Origin of the sequence: Pseudomonas fluorescens group sp., assembly GCF_020093335.1 — a bacterium.
Lineage (GTDB): Bacteria > Pseudomonadota > Gammaproteobacteria > Pseudomonadales > Pseudomonadaceae > Aquipseudomonas > Aquipseudomonas petroselini.
Genome location: NZ_JAIOKW010000009.1, coordinates 48,106 through 66,928, shown reverse-complemented (window position 1 = coordinate 66,928; position 18,823 = coordinate 48,106). Strand labels below are relative to the sequence as shown.

Below are 18,823 nucleotides of genomic sequence, written 5' to 3'. Positions count from 1 at the left end.
TAATGATATTTATTATTAAATGATATTGAGAATCAAAACAAGAGCGGCACGTTAATCCCACTGACACGCGGCCACAAAAAAAGGCGCGCCATCTTGAAGATGGCGCGCCTTTTTTTGTGGCCGCGTGTTGGAAGGATCAGCTACCGGCGACGGTCATCCGCTCGATCAACACCGAACCCGTACGGATATTGCTGCGCAGTTCCAGGTCGTTTCCGACGGCAACGATCTGCTTGAACATATCGCGCATGTTGCCGGCGATTGTCACTTCCTGGACGGCAAACTGAATCTCGCCGTTTTCCACCCAGAAACCCGCCGCGCCACGGGAATAATCGCCCGTGACCATGTTCAGCCCGTGCCCCATCAACTCAGTCACCAGCAGGCCACGCCCCATCCGCCGCAACAGCGCCGCCTGGTCTTCGTCGCCATGGGTGACGAACAGGTTATGCACCCCGCCGGAGTTGGCAGTGCTTGGCAGGCCCAGTTTGCGCCCGGCATAAGTGCCCAGGACGTAGGAGACCAACTCGCCGCTTTCGACGAACGGCTTGGCATAAGTCGCCAAGCCATCGCCATCAAACGACGTGCTCCCCATAGCACGCATCAGGTGGGGACGTTCATCGATGGTCAGCCACTCGGGAAACAGTTTCTGGCCAATCGCCCCTTCCAGGAACGAGGACTTGCGGTACAGGTTGCCACCGGAGATCGCTCCCAGGAAACTGCCAAATAAGCCACCGGCCAGTTCCGCCGAAAACAGCACCGGCACTTCACAGGTCGGCACAGGGCGCGCGCCCAGGCGGCTCGCCGCACGCTGTGCAGCACGCTGGCCGATGCTGACCGGGTCTGCCAGCAAATCGCCCTGGCGGTTCACGTCATACCAGTAATCGCGCTGCATCTGGCCGTTGGCCTCGGCGATCATCACGCAGCTCAGGCTATGACGAGTCGACGCATAACCGCCGATAAAACCATGGCTGTTGCCATACACGCGACAGCCCTGATGGGTGCTCAACGTGGTGCCATCAGCGTTCTTGATGCGGGCATCGGCATCGAACGCCGCCGCTTCACACGTCAGCGCCTGCTCGATGGCCTGCTCGGGCGTGATGTCCCAGGCGTGGAACAGATCAAAATCCTTCAAGTCCTTGGCCATCAGTGCCTTGTCGGCCAAACCCGAGCTTTCATCCTCAGAGGTGTGCTTGGCAATCGCCAACGCCGCCGCGACGGTCTCGCGAATCGCTTCCGGGCCACTGGCCGAGGTACTGGCAGAACCTTTGCGCTGTCCGACATACAAGGTGATGCCAAAGCCTTGGTCGCGGTTGAACTCAACCGTCTCCACTTCCCGCTGACGAACCGATGTCGACAACCCCTGCTCCAGCGATACCGCCACTTCACAGGCACTGGCCCCCTGGCGCTTGGCCTCGGCAAGGATCTGCTCGACTTGTTCCTGCAGTGCCGGTAACGCTTGTGGACCGACGCTTTGGGCTGCACTCATGGTTTTCTCCACTCAAATTCTGCTTTCGGTTAAGGCCATCGAGCGACCGGGCCGGACAAGCGGCCCCCGACTGGTTATCATGGCGGCGTTTCTTTGCGGACTGCCACCATGGTTGATTCTTACGACGACTCCCTCGATGGGGAGAAAAGCAAAACCCAGGTCAAACGTGAGCTGCATGCTCTGGTTGACCTGGGCGAGCGCCTTACAACGCTCAAGAAAGACTTGATTGCAAAACTGCCACTGACCGACGAAATGCGCCGGGCTCTTGCGGACGCACCCAAGCACACCGCGAATATCGCGCGTAAACGGCACATCATGTTTATCGGCAAACTCATGCGCGATCAGGACACTGACGCCATTCTGGCTTTGCTTGATCAAACCGATGCCTCCACTCGCCAGTACAACGAACGCTTCCATAACCTGGAGCGTTGGCGTGACCGCCTGATCGCGGGCGATGACGGGGTGCTGGAGAAATTCGTGTTGGACTACCCGGACGCGGACCGCCAGCAACTGCGTTCCCTGATCCGTCAAGCCCAGCACGAGCAGGCGCATAACAAGGCGCCGGCCACCAGCCGTAAAATCTTCAAATACATCCGTGAGCTGGACGAGACTCAACGCGGCCTGCGTTGATGCCCTTCCCCGGGTGGCGGTCTTCGCCACCCGAAGCTCCACCGCTTACGACCCCGTGCCACCCACGGTGATCGCATCAATCTTCAGCGTTGGCTGGCCGACACCCACCGGCACCGACTGCCCATCTTTCCCGCACGTACCCACGCCGCTGTCCAGCGACAGGTCGTTACCCACCATCGACACCTTGCTCATGGCTTCCGGACCATTACCGATCAACGTTGCGCCCTTGACCGGCGCGGTAATCTTGCCGTCTTCGATCAGGTACGCCTCGCTGGTGGAAAACACGAACTTGCCGCTGGTGATATCCACCTGGCCGCCACCGAGGTTGGCGCAGTAGATGCCGCGTTTCACCGAGGCGATGATTTCCGCAGGATCGCTTTCGCCACCGAGCATGTAGGTGTTGGTCATGCGTGGCATCGGCAGGTGCGCGTAAGATTCACGACGACCGTTACCGGTGCGTGCCACGCCCATCAGGCGGGCGTTGAGTTTGTCTTGCATGTAGCCCTTGAGCACACCGTTCTCGATCAAGGTGGTGCACTCGGTCGGCGTGCCCTCGTCATCGACGCTCAGCGAACCACGGCGCCCGGCCAGGGTGCCGTCATCCACGATCGTGCAGAGCTTGGACGCAACCATCTCGCCCATGCGCCCGCTGTAGGCCGAACTGCCCTTGCGGTTGAAGTCACCTTCCAGGCCATGGCCGACGGCCTCGTGCAGCAGCACGCCGGACCAGCCCGAACCCAGCACCACCGGCAAGGTACCGGCCGGCGCCGGAATGGCTTCCAGATTGACCAATGCTTGGCGCAACGCTTCACGGGCGTAGCCCATGGCACGGTCGTCGGTGAGGAAATAACGGTAGTCGGTACGCCCGCCGCCGCCATGCCCACCGCGTTCGCGGCGACCGTTCTGTTCGACGATCACACTGACATTGAAACGCACCAACGGCCGCACATCGGCCGCCAGGCCACCATCGGTGGACGCCACCAGGATTCGTTCCCACACACCCGCCATGCTGACGGTGACTTGCTGGATACGCGGGTCAAGGGCACGGGTGGCGGCGTCGATACGCTTGAGCAACTCGACCTTTTCCGCACGGCTGATCACTTCCAGGGGATTATCCGGCGCGTACAACTGCGCCACGTCCTGGGTGCTGAATGCCTGCACCGTGCCATTTTGCCCGGCACGGGAGATCGAACGCGCGGCACGCGCCGCCAGGCCCAAGGCTTCCAGGGTGATTGCGTTACTGTAGGCAAAACCGGTTTTTTCACCGGATTGCGCACGGACACCCACCCCTTGATCCAAGTTGAAGCTGCCTTCCTTGACGATCCCGTCTTCAAGGGCCCAGGACTCGGAGATCTGGCCCTGGAAATACAGGTCGGCCGCGTCGATGCCGGGCCCGGCGAGATCGCCCAGCACGGTTTGCAAACTTTCGATGGTCACGCCACCGGGTGCCAGGAGGTGTTCACTGACTGAGGACAACAACTCGCTCATAGGTAGGGCCTTAAATTCATCGTTCCGAAGCAGGTCGCTGTGCGCCCTGCGAGAAAAAGCGCCGATGGTTGACCACCGGCATGCGCGCCCTTATCGACGCCTGTTCACTGCTATCGCGTTCGGCCAGCAGCACCGCTTCGCCTTGATCCTGTTGTGCCAGCACGCGTCCCCAGGGGTCGACAATCGCTGCATGGCCATAGGTTTCCCGTGGCCCAGGATGCACGCCACCTTGGGCGGCCGCCAGCAGGTAGCACTGGGTCTCGATGGCACGGGCGCGAATTAGCACATCCCAGTGCGCCGCGCCGGTCACTGCCGTAAACGCCGACGGCGCAGTAATCAATTCGGCCCCCGCCGCGCGCAATTCGCTGTACAGCTCGGGGAAGCGCAAGTCGTAACACACCGTCAGGCCCAAGCGACCGACGGGCGTATCCGCCACCACCACATTGCCCCCGAAAGCATAGTCGTCGGATTCGCGATAACGACCGCGAGCATCGGCGACATCCACATCGAACAGGTGCAGCTTGTCGTAACGGGCAACGATTTCGCCCTGATCGTCGACCAGCAGCGAGCAAGCGTTGGACTTGGCGTGCGGTTGATCCTTCGGCGGCAGCGGCAAAGTCCCCGCCACTATCCATAAGGTGAGGTCGCGGGCGGTCTGTTTCAACCATGGCAGGATCGGGCCTTCGCCCAGCGCCTCGGCGCGACCGATATCCGCCACGTCGCGGCGGCCCATGGCAGCGAAGTTTTCCGGCAGCACCGCCAGCTTTGCACCGCCTGCCGCAGCCTGCTCCAGCAAGCGACGGGCCTGGGCCAGGTTGGCCAGCACATCGCTCTGGCTGACCATTTGAATTACCGCAAAGGACATGGGCCGACTCTCCGTAAGGGGCGTACGGCCATGCTACTCCACAGGCTCTCAGTTTGGCTTTTCAAATGGCTTGTCGAAGGTGATTTTCGGGTCCTTCCATGGCCCTTCCACTTTGTATTGCACGCTGGCGAAGCGGGAAACCCGATCACCAATCAACTTGTCGATCAGGAACAACGCACCGCCAATCGCGGGCGCGCCAACGATCAACGCCGCGATCGGCAGGTTGTTGGTCACCGGCAGCGTTACCAGCAACTTGGCATCAACCCGGTCAGCCACCAGGTCCAGGGTGCCATTCAGTTCCAGATTAGTGGAAGGCCCGGTCATGGTGATCGGCTCACGGGTCACGAACACACCGTTACTGGCCGCCAACAAGCCTTTTACCCGGTCATAACTCAAGCCTTTGCCGAGCAAGTCCGAGAAGTCCAGGCGCAGCCGGCGCCCGATGGAGTTGAAGTTCAGCAGGCCGAATACCCGCAGGGCCTGGGCGCCGCCTTCCACTTCCACAAACTGGCCGTTGCGGAATGCCGCATCCAGGCTGCCGGAGAAACGCTTGGGCCCCACATAGGCCGGCGAACCGGGCCAACGTCCGTCCACATCCAGATGGAAATCCTGGCTGGTGACGGTGGGCGCATAACCCCAGCCCTTGAGCACATCGCCAATGTTCTTGCCGTCCAAGCGGCCCTTGTACCAACTGCTGCTGTCACCCGCCGCACCTTCCCAACCACCGGCGCCCTTGAGCTGCATGCCTTTGAGGCCCAGATCCAGGTTGTTGAAGGCCAGGCCCTTGGCCGTCGGGCGAATTTTCAGCGACCACGCACCTATCAGGTCCGGGCCTTGGAACAACTGGTCGATGGCGATATCCAGCGCGGGAATATCCTTGGGATCGATACTCGCCAAGGGGTCCGGCGCGTTTTCGTCCGCTTGCACCGTTGGGTCCACCGCCGGCAGCTTCACGTATTGCAGGTTGATCGCAATCGGCGCGCCTTTGGCGTCGGGCACGTTAACCGTACCCTTGGCCTGCTGGCTGTCGAGTTGCAAACCCCACGCCGCAGGTTTGCGGTCCAGTTGCAAAGTGACCTGATCGAACTGGGTGCCAAGCCCAGTCAGCTTGCCTACCTTGAAGTCGGCGCCGCTGAGCAATTGCTTGGCGCTGCCGCCCGGATCGTTGCCGGCATAGCGCTCCACCAGTTTCTTCCAGGGATCGATATCGAGCTCCGACAACACACCGCGAATGCGCAATCCCTTGGCACCCGGTAGCACGGCGTCGCCATCACCGAGGAACAGCTCACCGCGACCGTCATTGAATTTGTCCGGCGGCGCAGCAAAGGTAAAGTTGGCCAACTCGCCGTAATCGAACCAATAACGGCGCTCGGCCCCTTGTAACGTCATGCGGAACACACTGTCACGCCCTTGGCTGGCCGGCATGCCGAACGGCGCCGGCAAGTCCACTGCCACGCCCTTGAGGTTGGAGCTGACCATCAACTGGCTGTCGGCGCCGTCCAGAGTCAGTTGCAACTGGTACGGAATATCGCCGGACACCGGTAACGGCTGGGTAATTTTCAGCCAATCCGTCAGCCGCTTGACCGTCACCTGGCCCTTGGCAACCACGCGTGTGCTGATGTTGCCCGGTTTGCCGTCGGCAAAGATCTGCGCGGTGATTGGCCGGTCGAACGCCTGGGCTGTGATGTTCTGGCCACTGAGGCCCTTGGCGCTGTCGAAACGGAAGTCGCCCTTGAGCTGGGTCAGGTCCAAGGTGGGCTCAGCCAGTTGCAGGCGCGCCTTATCCGTTTTGAAGTCCACCACGATTTTCGGCTCTGCGCCCTTGGCCAGCGGAATGTCCAGGTCAAGGCTGCCTTGCAAGTCGCCCTCACCTTTCCAGCCGGCAAACGTCGATGCCGTGCCGATCGGCGCGTCCTGGAGGATTTTCAGACCATCGCCCAAGCCACCGGCAAACCCACCCGTGAGCAGCAGATGGCTGTCTTTGCCTTCAGGTGCGTGGGGAATATTGACGTAGATGTCCTTGACCTTGGTGTCGAGCAACTGGCCCTTGCTGGCCAGGATACGCACACCACTTTCCTCGACGAACACCTCGCCCTTGACCTTGCTGACATGAGGCCAGCCCGGCTGGAAGGCCAGTTCGGCATCATGCACCTTGAAGAACAGGCTGATATTGCGCGAGGCCGGCAGCGCATCGTGGTTCAACGAACCTTGATACTGGAAGAAGCCTTCATCCACTGCGCCCTTGAGGATCGCGGTGCGTAGCCACTCATCCAGCGCAGGACTCAACACCGCCGGCAGGTATTTGGGCGTGAAGCGCCCATCGCCATCGACCATGCCGACCCGCAGGTCCATGTAGTCTTCCTGGTTGTGATCAAAATGCAGGCGAATCAGGAAATCGGCGGCGATCTTGCCCTCTTCCCCCAGCACCTTGATATACGGCGCAATCAGGGTGAACCCCTCTTTGTCCAGTTTCCACGTCAGGCGCGCATTCGCCTGGATGTACTGCCAGGGCTTGGCAAAGATCGGATCGAGGTGCAGGGAAAAGTCCTTGCTGTCCATGCGCAACTCGCCATGGCCCAGGTCGCCGCTGATGCTGCCGGACACGTTACGCGCAGCCGGCGCGCCGAAGTAGGCATCAAAACCGATGCGCTCGAGGTTAGCGGCGAAGCTGACTTTTTGATCGGTAGTGTCTTGAGGCCGAAAATCCACCAGCACATTGCGTAGCAGGCCTGTGGCCTTGAGGTGCTGGATCGTCTTGGCAAAACCTTCCGGCAGCGGCGCCAGGGCGTTGAGCAGTGGTGTGATCGGCGTCAGGTCCAGGCGGTCAGCCTGGAGCTTCCAGACTTCCTGCTCCTTGTCGGTGGCCAGGCGCTGTTGCACTTGCAGGCGAGATTCCCAGCGGGTCTCCCCTAGGTTCATCGCCAGCGAGTCGAACAGCACCTTGAGGCCGGTGTCACTGCGTTGCAGGTAAGCGGTGAGCGCGAGATTTTCGATATGGACAGGCTTACGGTCGGCGTAGCTGCCCTTCACCTGCGGCGAGTTGAGGCGCACCACCGCGCTCTGCACGGTGCCCTTGGCCCAGTTCAGCCAGAATTCGCCGCCGGCCTTGAATTGGGTGAGTTTCCACTGTTGGGTCAGCTTGGCCGGAATCCACTTGGCCCAATCGCTTTGCGGCAGGCTCAGGTAGGCCTGGACTTCACCCTCCTTCCACTGGCTGGCGCGAATACGGGTGCGCAGGCTGACGGCAAGGGGCTGGCCGTCGGGCAGGGTCAGGCGCGCGTCCAGGCGTTGGCGGGTGGCGCCGGTGTGCAGGCTCAGGCCGACATAGGTAAGGGTCACCGGTGCATGGTCAAACGGTTGCAACGTCACCTGGCTGTCGAGCAGGGACACGCGCTTGACCACTTGCATGCGCTTGAGCAACTGCTCCGGGTCCAGCGGCTGGTCGTCCTGCACCGGCAGGCCTTGCAGTGCCCAATGCCCGTCCTTGTCTTCCTTGACGCTGAGTTGCAGGCCACTGACCTGCAGATGCGCAATGCGGACTTCGCGGGCCATCAGGCTGGCCCAGATATCCGGCACCACTTCGACCTGGTCCAGGCGCAAGGCACTGCTGCCCTCGCCCACCATCACATCATGGGCCAGCAATACCGGCGCGAAGCCGCTCCAGCGGCCTTCGAGGCTGCCGATGTGCAAAGGCATCTGCACCGCAGCCTGGGCCTTGACCTCGACTTCGGCACGGTACTCGGCCACCAGCGGGGTCAACTCACGACCGAGGCTCACGTACACCGCCGCCAATACCAGCAGCAACGCGCAGAGGCCCAGGCCCCAACGGGTCAAAGCGGCAAAAAAGCGTATCAGACGCTCCATGTCAGGCGACCCTCAAGGCGGTAGTCGGACGGCAGATCAAGGTCGGCCGGTCTCTTGAAAAGTAAACGAATGAGGATCAGAGCAGCACCACGTCGTATTGTTCCTGTGAATACATGGTTTCAACCTGGAAACGAATGGTGCGCCCGATAAACCCCTCCAGTTCGGCCACGTTACCGGACTCTTCGTCCAGCAACCGGTCGACCACTTTCTGGTTGGCGAGCACTCTATAACCTTCGGCCTGGTAGGCACGTGCCTCTCGTAAGATTTCCCGGAAAATCTCGTAGCAAACCGTTTCCGGGGTCTTCAACTTACCGCGCCCCTGGCAACTGCTGCACGGCTCGCACAGCACTTGCTCGAGACTTTCGCGGGTGCGCTTGCGGGTCATCTGCACCAGGCCCAGCTCGGTGATGCCGATGATATTGGTCTTGGCGTGATCGCGTTCCAGCTGCTTTTCGAGGGTACGCAACACTTGGCGCTGGTGCTCTTCGTCTTCCATGTCAATGAAGTCGATGATGATGATGCCGCCCAGGTTACGCAGGCGCAGCTGGCGGGCAATCGCGGTCGCCGCTTCGAGGTTGGTCTTGAAGATGGTCTCTTCAAGGTTGCGATGGCCGACAAACGCACCGGTGTTGACGTCAATGGTGGTCATGGCCTCCGCCGGGTCGACCACCAAGTAGCCGCCGGATTTGAGCGGCACTTTGCGCTCAAGGGCCTTCTGGATTTCGTCTTCGACGCCATACAGGTCGAAGATCGGTCGCTCGCCAGGGTAATGTTCCAGGCGGTCGGCAATTTCCGGCATCAGCTCGGCAACAAACTGCGTGGTGCGCTGAAAAGTTTCCCGCGAGTCGATGCGAATTTTCTCAATCTTGGGGCTGACCAAATCGCGCAGCGTGCGCAGGGCCAGGCCCAGGTCTTCATAAATAACGCTTGGCGCACTGATGGTCTTGATCTGGGCATCGATCTGGTCCCACAGGCGTCGCAGGTAGCGGATGTCCATCAGGATCTCATCGGCACCGGCACCTTCGGCGGCGGTACGCAGGATAAAACCGCCCGCCTCCTTGATGCCTTCGGCCGCCACGCAGTCGCTGACCACTTTCTTCAGGCGTTCGCGCTCGGCTTCGTCTTCGATCTTCAGGGAAATGCCGACATGGGCAGTGCGCGGCATATAAACTAGGTACCGCGAAGGAATCGACAGCTGAGTGGTCAGGCGTGCGCCCTTTGAGCCGATGGGGTCCTTGGTGACTTGTACCACCAGGCTTTGCCCTTCATGCACCAGGGCGCTGATGCTTTCTACCGCAGGGCCTTCGCGCAGGGAAATTTCCGAAGCATGGATAAACGCCGCGCGGTCCAGGCCGATGTCGACGAATGCCGCTTGCATGCCCGGCAATACGCGCACCACCTTGCCTTTGTAGATATTGCCGACAATTCCGCGCTTCTGGGTGCGCTCCACGTGCACTTCTTGCAGAACACCGTTCTCTACCACCGCCACGCGCGATTCCATCGGCGTGATATTGATCAGAATCTCTTCACTCATGGCTGGGTCTCGTTCAGGCGTTTTCACAATAGTGACCGATCGCTTAAGGCTGGGCGCTGGCGTACGGCGTTCAGCGCGCGGTGATGTTTTGCCAACAGGGTATGCCGAATTGATCGAGCAGTTGCGCGGTTTCACACACCGGCAGGCCTACCACAGCGGAATAACTGCCATTGAGCCCGGCGACAAACACCGAACCCAGGCCTTGGATAGCATAGCCGCCCGCTTTGTCATGGGGTTCGCCACTGTGCCAGTAGGTTGTAGCCTCCTCGACGGAAATCCCACGGAAAAGCACTCGACTGCTGACACAGCGCGCTTCGCAGCGCTGGCCGTCAGTGAGCGCGATGGCGGTAAGGACTTCATGTTCGCGTCCCGCCAAGGCCGTCAACATGGCCAGGGCATCGGCCTGATCCACCGGTTTGCCAAGGATCTTGCCATCGACAATCACGGCGGTATCGGCGCCCAGCACGCAGGCGCCTGTTGTGTGCTCAAGCGCAGCAAAACCCGCCGTTGCCTTGCCGCGCGCAAGGCGCTCGACGTAGGAAACAGGGGTTTCGTTTGTAAGAGGCGTTTCATCAATGGCGGCGCTGACCACGGTGAAGGGCACACCGATCTGGGTCAGCAGTTCACGCCGCCTCGGAGAGCCCGAGGCCAAGTAAAGCGAATTCATTGCAGACTCTCCCTGTAGGGTTCGATAACCAGGCAGAGCCTCGCAATCCATTCAATTGATTTTATAACGACGACGCAGCCCGCGCAGACCGAAACTGATCCACGGCCACAGCAAGGCACTGACCAGGGCCGGCAGCACCAGCGCCAGGGTTGGCTGGCGATTGCCAGTCAAGGCGCTGAGCCACAGTTGAACAAGCTGTGCCAGGCCGAAGATCACCAGGATCACCAGGCACTGCTGCCACATCGGGAACATGCGCAGGCGCTGCTGCAACGACAGCACCAGGAAGGTGATCAGGGTCAGGATCAACGCGTTCTGGCCCAGCAAGGTGCCATAGAGCACATCCTCGGCCAAGCCCAGGAACATCGCCGTGACCATACCCACTTTGTGCGGCAGGTTCAGCGACCAGAAGGCCAGCAGCAAAGCCAGCCAGAGCGGGCGCAGGATTTCCATGAACTGCGGCAGCGGCGAAACGCTGAGCAGCAAGCCAATGGCGAAGGTCAGCCAGACGATCCAGCCATTGCGCGAATGAGTACCGGCCATTATTCCTCCCTCTGCCGCGTGGTGGTCGGCGTGGTGGCCGGTGGCTTAGTCGTTGCCGGTTTAACCGGGCGTGCGCTGTGGGCTGCCGGTTTGACCGGGGTGACCACCGGCGCTGCCGGAGCAGCGACAGGCGCGGGCGGCCCCACGAATGCCGGTTTCGGCACGGTTGTGGGAACGATCGGCGCTGTACCGTTTTGTTTGTCTTCCGCCTCCTGGGCCTGGGCGGCGTCGTTGGCGCGCTCTTCCGGGGTGCGGTTGTCACTGAACACCAGCAGCAGGTAGCGGCTGCGGTTCAAGGCGGCGGTAGGCACGGCACGCACAATGGCGAACGGCTGGCCGGAATCGTGGATCACTTCCTTGACGGTCGCCACCGGGTAACCCGCCGGGAAACGCTGACCCAGGCCGGAACTGACCAACAAGTCGCCTTCCTTGATGTCGGCAGTATCGGCCACATGGCGCAACTCCAGCCGTTCAGGGTTACCGGTGCCGCTGGCGATCGCACGCAGGCCGTTGCGGTTCACCTGCACCGGAATGCTGTGGGTGGTGTCCGTCAGCAGCAACACCCGTGAGGTGTAGGGCATCAGCTCAACCACCTGGCCCATCAGGCCACGGGCATCGAGCACTGGCTGGCCAAGGACCACACCGTCGCGCTCACCCTTGTTGATGATAATGCGATGGGTGAAGGGGTTGGGGTCCATGCCGATCAACTCGGCCACTTCGACCTTTTCGTTGACCAGTGCGGAGGAATTGAGCAACTCGCGCAGCCGAACGTTCTGCTCGGTGAGGGCCGCGAGCTTTTGCATGCGCCCCTGCAACAGCAGGTTTTCGGTCTTGAGTTTTTCGTTCTCGGCGACCAGCTCGGTGCGGCTGCCGAATTGGCTGGCCACGCCCTGGTAGAGACGTTGTGGCAGGTCGGTGATCCAGTAAGTCTGCATCAACACCAGCGACATCTGGCTACGCACGGGCTTGAGCAGTGCAAAGCGGGCATCGACCACCATCAGCGCGACCGAAAGCACGACCAGCACCAACAGGCGTACGCCCAATGAGGGGCCTTTGGCGAAAAGCGGTTTAATAAGCCGCTCCTCCCAGGCAAATGTTCTCTTTATTCATACGGCATCTAACCGGCCTGGATGCAGATTGAAGAAGATAAACGCCAACAGGCAGCACTGCAAAGTGCTGCCTGCGGGCGAAACATGGGCTAATCAGCAAATGCTTATTCGCTGGAAAGCAGGTCCATGGTGTGTTTATCCATCATTTCCAGTGCACGGCCACCGCCACGGGCGACGCAGGTCAGCGGGTCTTCGGCGACGATCACCGGCAAGCCGGTTTCCTGGGCCAGCAGCTTGTCGAGGTCGCGCAGCAAGGCGCCACCACCGGTCAGCACCAGCCCACGCTCGGCGATATCGGAAGCCAGTTCCGGCGGCGATTGCTCCAGGGCGCTCTTCACGGCCTGAACGATAGTAGCCAGGGACTCTTGCAGAGCTTCCAGCACTTCATTGGAGTTCAGGGTGAAGGCACGTGGAACGCCTTCGGCCAGGTTGCGACCGCGAACATCGACTTCGCGCACTTCGCCGCCCGGATAAGCGGTACCGATTTCCTGCTTGATGCGCTCGGCGGTGGATTCGCCGATCAGGCTGCCGTAGTTACGACGCACATAAGTGATGATCGCTTCGTCGAAACGGTCGCCGCCTACGCGTACGGATTCGGCATACACCACACCGTTCAGGGAAATCAGGGCGATTTCAGTGGTACCACCACCGATATCCACCACCATCGAACCGCGGGCTTCTTCTACCGGCAGGCCGGCACCGATCGCAGCAGCCATCGGCTCTTCGATCAGGAACACTTCGCGAGCACCGGCACCAAGGGCCGATTCACGGATGGCACGACGCTCAACCTGGGTGGATTTGCATGGAACGCAGATCAGCACACGAGGGCTGGGCTGCAGGAAACTGTTTTCGTGAACCTTGTTGATGAAGTACTGCAGCATCTTCTCGCAGACACTGAAGTCGGCGATCACGCCGTCTTTCATCGGACGAATGGCAGCAATATTGCCTGGTGTACGGCCGAGCATGCGCTTGGCCTCGGTGCCGACGGCAACGACACTTTTCTGATTACCATGGGTCCGAATGGCCACAACCGATGGCTCATTCAGGACGATACCGCGCTCGCGCACGTAAATAAGGGTGTTGGCAGTGCCCAGGTCAATGGAAAGATCGCTGGAAAACATGCCACGCAGTTTCTTGAACATGGGAAAGGGACCCTAGGCAACGCGTGGGTAAAAAAGTGCGGCAAACTCTAACAACGACAGGGATTTTGGGCAAGGCGCCAATGTGCTAAATTGGCCGACTTTCTGTGCACCAACCCCCACAATCGCGGCCGTAAGACCGTAGAAATGCGGTAGTGTTCCGACAATCTAACACACGGACAGCCTCCGTTCTGTTTTCCACTGGAGATTCCCATGACGCTTGAACGCTCCGATGTGGAAAAAATCGCGCATTTGGCCTCGCTTGGCCTGAATGAAGACGATCTTCCACAGACCACCGCAGCCCTGAACAGTATTCTCGGGCTGGTCGACCAAATGCAGGCCGTGAATACCGACGGCATCGAGCCCCTGGCTCACCCGCTGGAAGCCAGCCAGCGCCTGCGCGCAGACGTCGTGACCGAAAGTAATAATCGCGAGGCCTACCAGTCCATCGCGCCAGCGGTCGAAAACGGCCTGTACCTGGTTCCGAAAGTCATCGACTAAAGGGAAAGAGCCTGCAATGCATCACATGACTCTGGCCGAGATCGCCCGCGGTCTCGCCGACAAAAAGTTTTCTTCCGAAGAGCTGACCAAGACCCTGCTGGCGCGTATCGCCGAGCACGATCCGAAGGTCAACAGCTTCATCAGCCTCACCGAAGAGCTGGCCTTGAGCCAGGCCAAGGCTGCCGACGCACGTCGCGCCAACGGTGAACAGGGCGCACTGCTGGGCGCCCCTATCGCCCACAAGGACCTGTTCTGCACCCAGGGCATTCGCACCAGTTGCGGCTCGAAGATGCTCGACAACTTCAAGGCCCCCTACGACGCCACCGTGGTGTCCAAGCTGGCTGCCGCCGGGGCTGTGACCCTGGGCAAGACCAACATGGACGAGTTCGCCATGGGTTCGGCCAACGAGTCGAGCTACTACGGCGCGGTGAAAAACCCGTGGAACCTCGACCACGTGCCCGGTGGTTCGTCCGGTGGTTCGGCCGCCGCCGTTGCCGCGCGTTTCCTGCCGGCTGCCACGGCCACCGACACGGGCGGTTCGATCCGCCAGCCGGCGGCGTTCACCAACCTTACCGGGTTGAAGCCGACCTACGGTCGCGTTTCCCGCTGGGGCATGATCGCCTACGCCTCCAGCCTGGATCAGGGCGGCCCCCTGGCCCGCACTGCTGAAGACTGCGCAATTTTGTTACAAGGTATGGCCGGGTTCGATAAACAGGACTCCACCAGCATCGATGAGCCCGTGCCGGACTACAGCGCCAGCCTGAACACCTCGATCAAGGGCCTGCGCATCGGCGTGCCGAAGGAATACTTCAGCGCCGGTCTCGACCCGCGTATCGCCGAGCTGGTGCACAACAGCGTCAAGACGCTGGAAGGCCTCGGTGCAGTGATCAAGGAAATCAGCCTGCCGAACAACCAGCACGCGATTCCTGCCTACTATGTGATCGCGCCAGCGGAAGCCTCTTCCAACCTGTCGCGTTTCGACGGCGTGCGCTTCGGCTACCGCTGCGAAAACCCGAAAGACCTCACCGACCTGTACAAACGCTCCCGTGGCGAAGGCTTCGGCGCCGAAGTACAACGCCGGATCATGGTCGGGGCCTACGCCCTGTCGGCGGGCTACTACGACGCGTACTACCTCAAGGCGCAGAAAATCCGTCGCCTGATCAAGAACGACTTCATGGCGGCCTTTGAAGAAGTCGACGTGATCCTCGGCCCGACCACGCCGAACCCGGCCTGGAAGATCGGCGCCAAGACCGGCGACCCGATTGCCGAGTACCTGGAAGACCTCTACACCATCACCGCCAACCTCGCGGGCCTGCCGGGCTTGTCCATGCCCGCCGGTTTCGTCGATGGCCTGCCGGTCGGCGTGCAATTGCTCGCCCCGTATTTCCAGGAAGGCCGCCTGCTCAATGTGGCGCACCAGTACCAGTTGAACACCGACTGGCACACTCGCACCCCTACCGGCTTCTGAGGAGAACACTATGCAATGGGAAGTTGTGATCGGGCTGGAGATTCATACCCAGCTCGCCACCCAATCGAAGATTTTCTCCGGTAGCGCCACCACGTTCGGCTCCGAGCCCAACACCCAGGCGAGCCTGGTAGACCTGGGCATGCCCGGCGTGCTGCCGGTGCTGAACCAGGAAGCGGTGCGCATGGCGGTGATGTTCGGCCTGGCGATTGACGCCGAGATCGGCCAGCACAACGTGTTCGCGCGCAAGAACTACTTCTACCCGGACCTGCCCAAGGGCTACCAGATCAGCCAGATGGAATTGCCGATCGTCGGCAAGGGCTACCTGGACATCCCACTGGAAGACGGCACCATCAAGCGCGTCGGCGTAACCCGCGCACATTTGGAAGAAGACGCCGGCAAAAGCCTGCATGAAGAATTCAACGGCGCCACCGGCATCGACCTGAACCGCGCCGGCACACCGCTGCTGGAGATCGTTTCCGAACCGGACATGCGCAGCGCCAAGGAAGCCGTGGCCTACGTCAAGACCATCCACGCGCTGGTGCGTTACCTGGGCATCTGCGACGGCAACATGGCCGAAGGCTCGCTGCGCTGCGACTGCAACGTGTCGGTACGCCCCAAAGGCCAGGCCGAGTACGGCACTCGCTGCGAGATCAAGAACGTCAACTCGTTCCGTTTCATCGAGAAGGCGATCAACACCGAAGTGCGTCGCCAGATCGAACTGATCGAGGACGGCGGCAAAGTGATCCAGCAAACCCGCCTGTACGACCCGAACAAAGACGAAACCCGCGCCATGCGCAGCAAAGAGGAAGCCAACGACTACCGTTACTTCCCCGACCCGGACCTGTTGCCGGTGGTGATCGAGGATTCGTTCCTCAATGACATCCGCGCTACTCTGCCGGAATTGCCGCCGCAAAAACGCGAACGCTTCCAGGCGCAGTTCGGCCTGTCGGTCTACGATGCGAGCGTGCTGGCTTCCAGCCGCGAACAAGCCGACTACTTCGAAAAAGTCGTGAGCATCGCCGGTGACGCCAAGTTGGCGGCCAACTGGGTGATGGTCGAGCTGGGCAGCCTGCTGAACAAACAGGGCCTGGAAATCGACGAAGCCCCCGTCACCGCCGAGCAACTGGGCGGCATGCTGCTGCGCATCAAGGACAACACCATCTCCGGCAAAATTGCCAAGACCGTGTTCGAAGCCATGGCCAGCGGTGAAGGCAGTGCCGACGAGATCATCGAGAAGCGTGGCCTCAAGCAAGTCACCGACAGCGGCGCCATCTCGGCCGTGCTGGATGAAATGCTCGCGGCCAATGCCGAGCAGGTCAAGCAATACCGTGCGGCAGACGAAGCCAAGCGCGGCAAGATGTTCGGCTTCTTTGTGGGTCAGGCGATGAAAGCCTCCAAAGGCAAGGCTAACCCGCAACAGGTGAACGAGCTGCTGAAAAGCAAGCTTGAAGGCTGATAGCGATGAAGGGGCCGACTGAGATCTCATGCTCGGCTCGGACCAAGGTGGGAGGGGGCTTGCCCCCCGATTGCAGAGTGTCAGCTGACGAATGCTTGGCTGATACACCGCTATCGGGGGCAAGCCCCCTCCCACGTAAGCCCCTTCCACCTTTGATATGGGGATACCTTGAATGAAGCGCCTACTCGGCCTGATGATCCTGTCCTCCCTGCTGGCCGGCTGCGCCAGCGGCGTCATCAACCCCAACGGTTACGACGAAACCGGCACCGCCTCCTATTACGGCGCCAAACACCATGGCAACAAGACTGCCAGCGGTGAACCTTTCAACCAGAACGCCTTGACCGCCGCCCATCGGCGATTGCCCTTCGGCACCCAGGTCAAGGTCACCAACCTCGACAACGACAGATCCGTGGTTGTGCGCATCAACGATCGCGGCCCGCATACCCGTGGGCGCTTGATTGATCTTTCACGCAAGGCCGCCGAGCAGCTGGGTATGATCAGCAGCGGCACCGCACGCGTGCGCGTACAAGCCTTGAGCAACTGACGATGGAGGCCCGGCCATTTTCGGACTAACCGCCCTCTCCCCCTGGAGCCTTCTGGAATTGGTCAGCGGCCTCCTGCTGCTGATCGTCGGCGCCGAAATCCTGGTGCGGGCCGCCGTACGCCTGGCCGCGAGCCTCAAGGTGCGGCCGTTGATCATTGGCCTGACCATCGTCGCCTTCGGCAGCAGCGCGCCACAGATGACCGTGAGCCTGCAGGCCACCCTGGCCGGCAATACGGATATCGCCGTGGGCAGCGTGATCGGCAGCAGCATCTTCAACATCCTTGTAACCCTGGGCCTGTCGGCGCTGATCATTCCGCTGCGGGTCTCCCGGCAACTGGTACGCCTGGATATCCCGGTGATGATCCTGGCCGGCCTGCTGGTGTTTACCCTGGCAGCCAATGAAGAGCTCACACCCGTCGACGGCCTGCTGTTGCTCGTGGCCCTGATCGCCTACCTCGGCGTGCTGCATTACCAGACGCGCCACTCCCGACGCCCACGCACGCTGGACACCGTGGCCAGGGCGCCATGGCTGAGCAGCGTGCTGTTGATGCTCGGCGGGCTGCTGATTCTGGTGCTGGCCGGGCATCTGTTGCTCGGCGCTGCCGTGGACGTGGCGAGCGACCTGGGCCTGTCGGAACGCATCATCGGCCTGACGCTGATCGGTGTCGGCACCTCGCTGCCGTGCCTGGCCACCTCGCTGATTGCCGCCCTGCGCGGCGAGCGGGAAATTGCCGTGGGCAACGTGATCGGCAGCAACCTGTTCAACCTGCTCGGCGTATTGGGGCTGACCGCCTTGCTCGCGCCCTCGCCGCTGTCGGTTTCGCCGAATGCCTTGGACTTTGACCTGCCGGTGATGCTCGGCGTGGTGGTGCTGTGCCTGCCGGTGTTCTACACCGGTTACCGCGTGACCCGTGCCGAAGGCCTTGTGCTGCTGGGCCTGTACCTGGCGTACGGGCTGCATGTAATGACGTTCACCACCGGCATGCCCCTGGCCAACAAGCTTGAACAACTGATGCTGTATTACGTCCTGCCAGTGCTGGTGGCGTTTCTGTTGTTCAGCACGCTGCGAGCCTGGCGCCGCCAACACAAGAGGGAATCGCAATGACCGATCAAAAAAAGCCCGGGGTTGAAATGCGTCGCCAGGTCATGGGGGATGTATTCGTCGACCGTGCCTTGGGCAATGCCACCGAGTTCACCCAGCCGCTGCAGGACTTCGTCAACGAGCACGCCTGGGGCAGTGTGTGGAACCGCGAGGGGTTGTCGCTGAAAACCCGCAGCCTGATCACCCTCGCCGCCCTGACCGCGCTGAAGTGCCCGCAGGAACTCAAGGGCCATGTGCGCGGCGCGCTGAACAATGGTTGCAGCGTGGAAGAGATCCGCGAAGCGCTGCTGCATTGCGCGGTGTACGCCGGAGTGCCGGCGGCGATTGATGCGTTTCGTGCGGCGCAGGAAGTGATCGAGGCGTATCAGGCAGATCAGCAGTGACGGTCAGATAGCGATCGAGGGCAAGCCCCTCCCACAATGAATGTGTTCAC

The 18,823-nt window shown here is 61.1% G+C and carries 16 protein-coding genes; 7 read left to right on the top strand and 9 right to left on the bottom strand.

From position 1 onward, the window contains the following. Positions 1–136: 136 nt before the first annotated feature. Positions 137–1,483 carry a metalloprotease PmbA gene (pmbA, locus tag K7431_RS12610; RefSeq protein ID WP_043204787.1) on the bottom strand — a complete coding sequence of 449 codons (1,347 nt, stop codon included), beginning with the start codon at positions 1,481–1,483 and terminating at the stop codon, positions 137–139. 108 nt (positions 1,484–1,591) lie between these two features. On the opposite strand from pmbA, the gene yjgA reads away from it, so the two are divergent. Further along, on the top strand, positions 1,592–2,113 hold the full coding sequence (gene yjgA, locus K7431_RS12605; protein ID WP_043204785.1) for a ribosome biogenesis factor YjgA: 522 nt from the start codon (positions 1,592–1,594) through the stop codon (positions 2,111–2,113). A gap of 45 nt (positions 2,114–2,158) precedes the next feature. On the opposite strand, the gene tldD is transcribed toward yjgA, so the two are convergent. The 8 genes from tldD to mreB all read right to left on the bottom strand — a co-directional run bounded on the left by tldD (position 2,159) and on the right by mreB (position 13,322). Then, positions 2,159–3,601: a metalloprotease TldD gene (gene tldD, locus K7431_RS12600; protein WP_012722229.1), complete on the bottom strand. Its 1,443-nt coding sequence runs from the start codon at positions 3,599–3,601 to the stop codon at positions 2,159–2,161. 16 nt (positions 3,602–3,617) lie between these two features. Then, positions 3,618–4,466: a carbon-nitrogen hydrolase family protein gene (locus K7431_RS12595; RefSeq protein ID WP_012722228.1), complete on the bottom strand. Its 849-nt coding sequence runs from the start codon at positions 4,464–4,466 to the stop codon at positions 3,618–3,620. A gap of 48 nt (positions 4,467–4,514) precedes the next feature. Further along, a complete protein-coding gene (locus tag K7431_RS12590) occupies positions 4,515–8,330 on the bottom strand; it encodes a YhdP family protein (RefSeq protein WP_012722227.1) in 3,816 nt (1,271 codons plus the stop codon). Positions 8,331–8,406: 76 nt separating this feature from the next. Further along, positions 8,407–9,864: a ribonuclease G gene (gene rng, locus K7431_RS12585; RefSeq protein ID WP_012722226.1), complete on the bottom strand. Its 1,458-nt coding sequence runs from the start codon at positions 9,862–9,864 to the stop codon at positions 8,407–8,409. 70 nt (positions 9,865–9,934) lie between these two features. Then, on the bottom strand, positions 9,935–10,531 hold the full coding sequence (locus K7431_RS12580; RefSeq protein WP_012722225.1) for a Maf family protein: 597 nt from the start codon (positions 10,529–10,531) through the stop codon (positions 9,935–9,937). Between the two features lie 51 nt (positions 10,532–10,582). Beyond that, complete coding sequence (gene mreD / locus K7431_RS12575) at positions 10,583–11,071, bottom strand: rod shape-determining protein MreD (RefSeq protein ID WP_003171788.1); 489 nt, start codon at positions 11,069–11,071, stop codon at positions 10,583–10,585. Continuing rightward, positions 11,071–12,144 (bottom strand): rod shape-determining protein MreC, encoded by a 1,074-nt coding sequence (gene mreC / locus K7431_RS12570; protein ID WP_080567161.1) that lies wholly within the window; start codon positions 12,142–12,144, stop codon positions 11,071–11,073. The genes mreD and mreC overlap by 1 nt, the downstream gene beginning before the upstream one ends. Before the next feature lie 140 nt (positions 12,145–12,284). Beyond that, positions 12,285–13,322 carry a rod shape-determining protein MreB gene (gene mreB, locus K7431_RS12565; RefSeq protein ID WP_002555108.1) on the bottom strand — a complete coding sequence of 346 codons (1,038 nt, stop codon included), beginning with the start codon at positions 13,320–13,322 and terminating at the stop codon, positions 12,285–12,287. A gap of 210 nt (positions 13,323–13,532) precedes the next feature. On the opposite strand from mreB, the gene gatC reads away from it, so the two are divergent. The 6 genes from gatC (at position 13,533) to K7431_RS12535 (ending at position 18,773) form a co-directional block, all read left to right on the top strand. Continuing rightward, entirely contained in the window at positions 13,533–13,820 is a 288-nt protein-coding gene (gatC, locus tag K7431_RS12560; RefSeq protein ID WP_012722223.1) for an Asp-tRNA(Asn)/Glu-tRNA(Gln) amidotransferase subunit GatC, read from the top strand. A 16-nt stretch (positions 13,821–13,836) separates the two neighbouring features. Then, positions 13,837–15,288, top strand: coding sequence for an Asp-tRNA(Asn)/Glu-tRNA(Gln) amidotransferase subunit GatA (gene gatA, locus K7431_RS12555; RefSeq protein ID WP_012722222.1), 1,452 nt, complete (start codon positions 13,837–13,839; stop codon positions 15,286–15,288). A 10-nt stretch (positions 15,289–15,298) separates the two neighbouring features. Next, the gene (gatB, locus tag K7431_RS12550) at positions 15,299–16,744 is read left to right on the top strand and encodes an Asp-tRNA(Asn)/Glu-tRNA(Gln) amidotransferase subunit GatB (RefSeq protein WP_012722221.1); all 1,446 of its coding nucleotides are present in this window, start codon (positions 15,299–15,301) and stop codon (positions 16,742–16,744) included. A gap of 172 nt (positions 16,745–16,916) precedes the next feature. Then, positions 16,917–17,288, top strand: a complete 372-nt coding sequence (locus K7431_RS12545) for a septal ring lytic transglycosylase RlpA family protein (RefSeq protein WP_012722220.1) — start codon at positions 16,917–16,919, stop codon at positions 17,286–17,288. Positions 17,289–17,346: 58 nt separating this feature from the next. Continuing rightward, positions 17,347–18,393 (top strand): calcium/sodium antiporter, encoded by a 1,047-nt coding sequence (locus K7431_RS12540; RefSeq protein WP_012722219.1) that lies wholly within the window; start codon positions 17,347–17,349, stop codon positions 18,391–18,393. After that, positions 18,390–18,773, top strand: coding sequence for a carboxymuconolactone decarboxylase family protein (locus tag K7431_RS12535; protein ID WP_012722218.1), 384 nt, complete (start codon positions 18,390–18,392; stop codon positions 18,771–18,773). The genes K7431_RS12540 and K7431_RS12535 overlap by 4 nt, the downstream gene beginning before the upstream one ends. Positions 18,774–18,823 lie beyond the last annotated feature (50 nt).

Excerpts from the sequence above, each read along its gene's own strand:
- pmbA (WP_043204787.1), bottom strand. The coding sequence starts at position 1,483 with ATGAGTGCAGCCCAAAGCGTCGGTCCACAAGCGTTACCGGCACTGCAG.
- yjgA (WP_043204785.1), top strand. The coding sequence starts at position 1,592 with ATGGTTGATTCTTACGACGACTCCCTCGATGGGGAGAAAAGCAAAACC.
- tldD (WP_012722229.1), bottom strand. The coding sequence starts at position 3,601 with ATGAGCGAGTTGTTGTCCTCAGTCAGTGAACACCTCCTGGCACCCGGT.
- K7431_RS12595 (WP_012722228.1), bottom strand. The coding sequence starts at position 4,466 with ATGTCCTTTGCGGTAATTCAAATGGTCAGCCAGAGCGATGTGCTGGCC.
- K7431_RS12590 (WP_012722227.1), bottom strand. The coding sequence starts at position 8,330 with ATGGAGCGTCTGATACGCTTTTTTGCCGCTTTGACCCGTTGGGGCCTG.
- rng (WP_012722226.1), bottom strand. The coding sequence starts at position 9,864 with ATGAGTGAAGAGATTCTGATCAATATCACGCCGATGGAATCGCGCGTG.
- K7431_RS12580 (WP_012722225.1), bottom strand. The coding sequence starts at position 10,531 with ATGAATTCGCTTTACTTGGCCTCGGGCTCTCCGAGGCGGCGTGAACTG.
- mreD (WP_003171788.1), bottom strand. The coding sequence starts at position 11,071 with ATGGCCGGTACTCATTCGCGCAATGGCTGGATCGTCTGGCTGACCTTC.
- mreB (WP_002555108.1), bottom strand. The coding sequence starts at position 13,322 with ATGTTCAAGAAACTGCGTGGCATGTTTTCCAGCGATCTTTCCATTGAC.
- gatC (WP_012722223.1), top strand. The coding sequence starts at position 13,533 with ATGACGCTTGAACGCTCCGATGTGGAAAAAATCGCGCATTTGGCCTCG.
- gatA (WP_012722222.1), top strand. The coding sequence starts at position 13,837 with ATGCATCACATGACTCTGGCCGAGATCGCCCGCGGTCTCGCCGACAAA.
- gatB (WP_012722221.1), top strand. The coding sequence starts at position 15,299 with ATGCAATGGGAAGTTGTGATCGGGCTGGAGATTCATACCCAGCTCGCC.
- K7431_RS12545 (WP_012722220.1), top strand. The coding sequence starts at position 16,917 with ATGAAGCGCCTACTCGGCCTGATGATCCTGTCCTCCCTGCTGGCCGGC.
- K7431_RS12535 (WP_012722218.1), top strand. The coding sequence starts at position 18,390 with ATGACCGATCAAAAAAAGCCCGGGGTTGAAATGCGTCGCCAGGTCATG.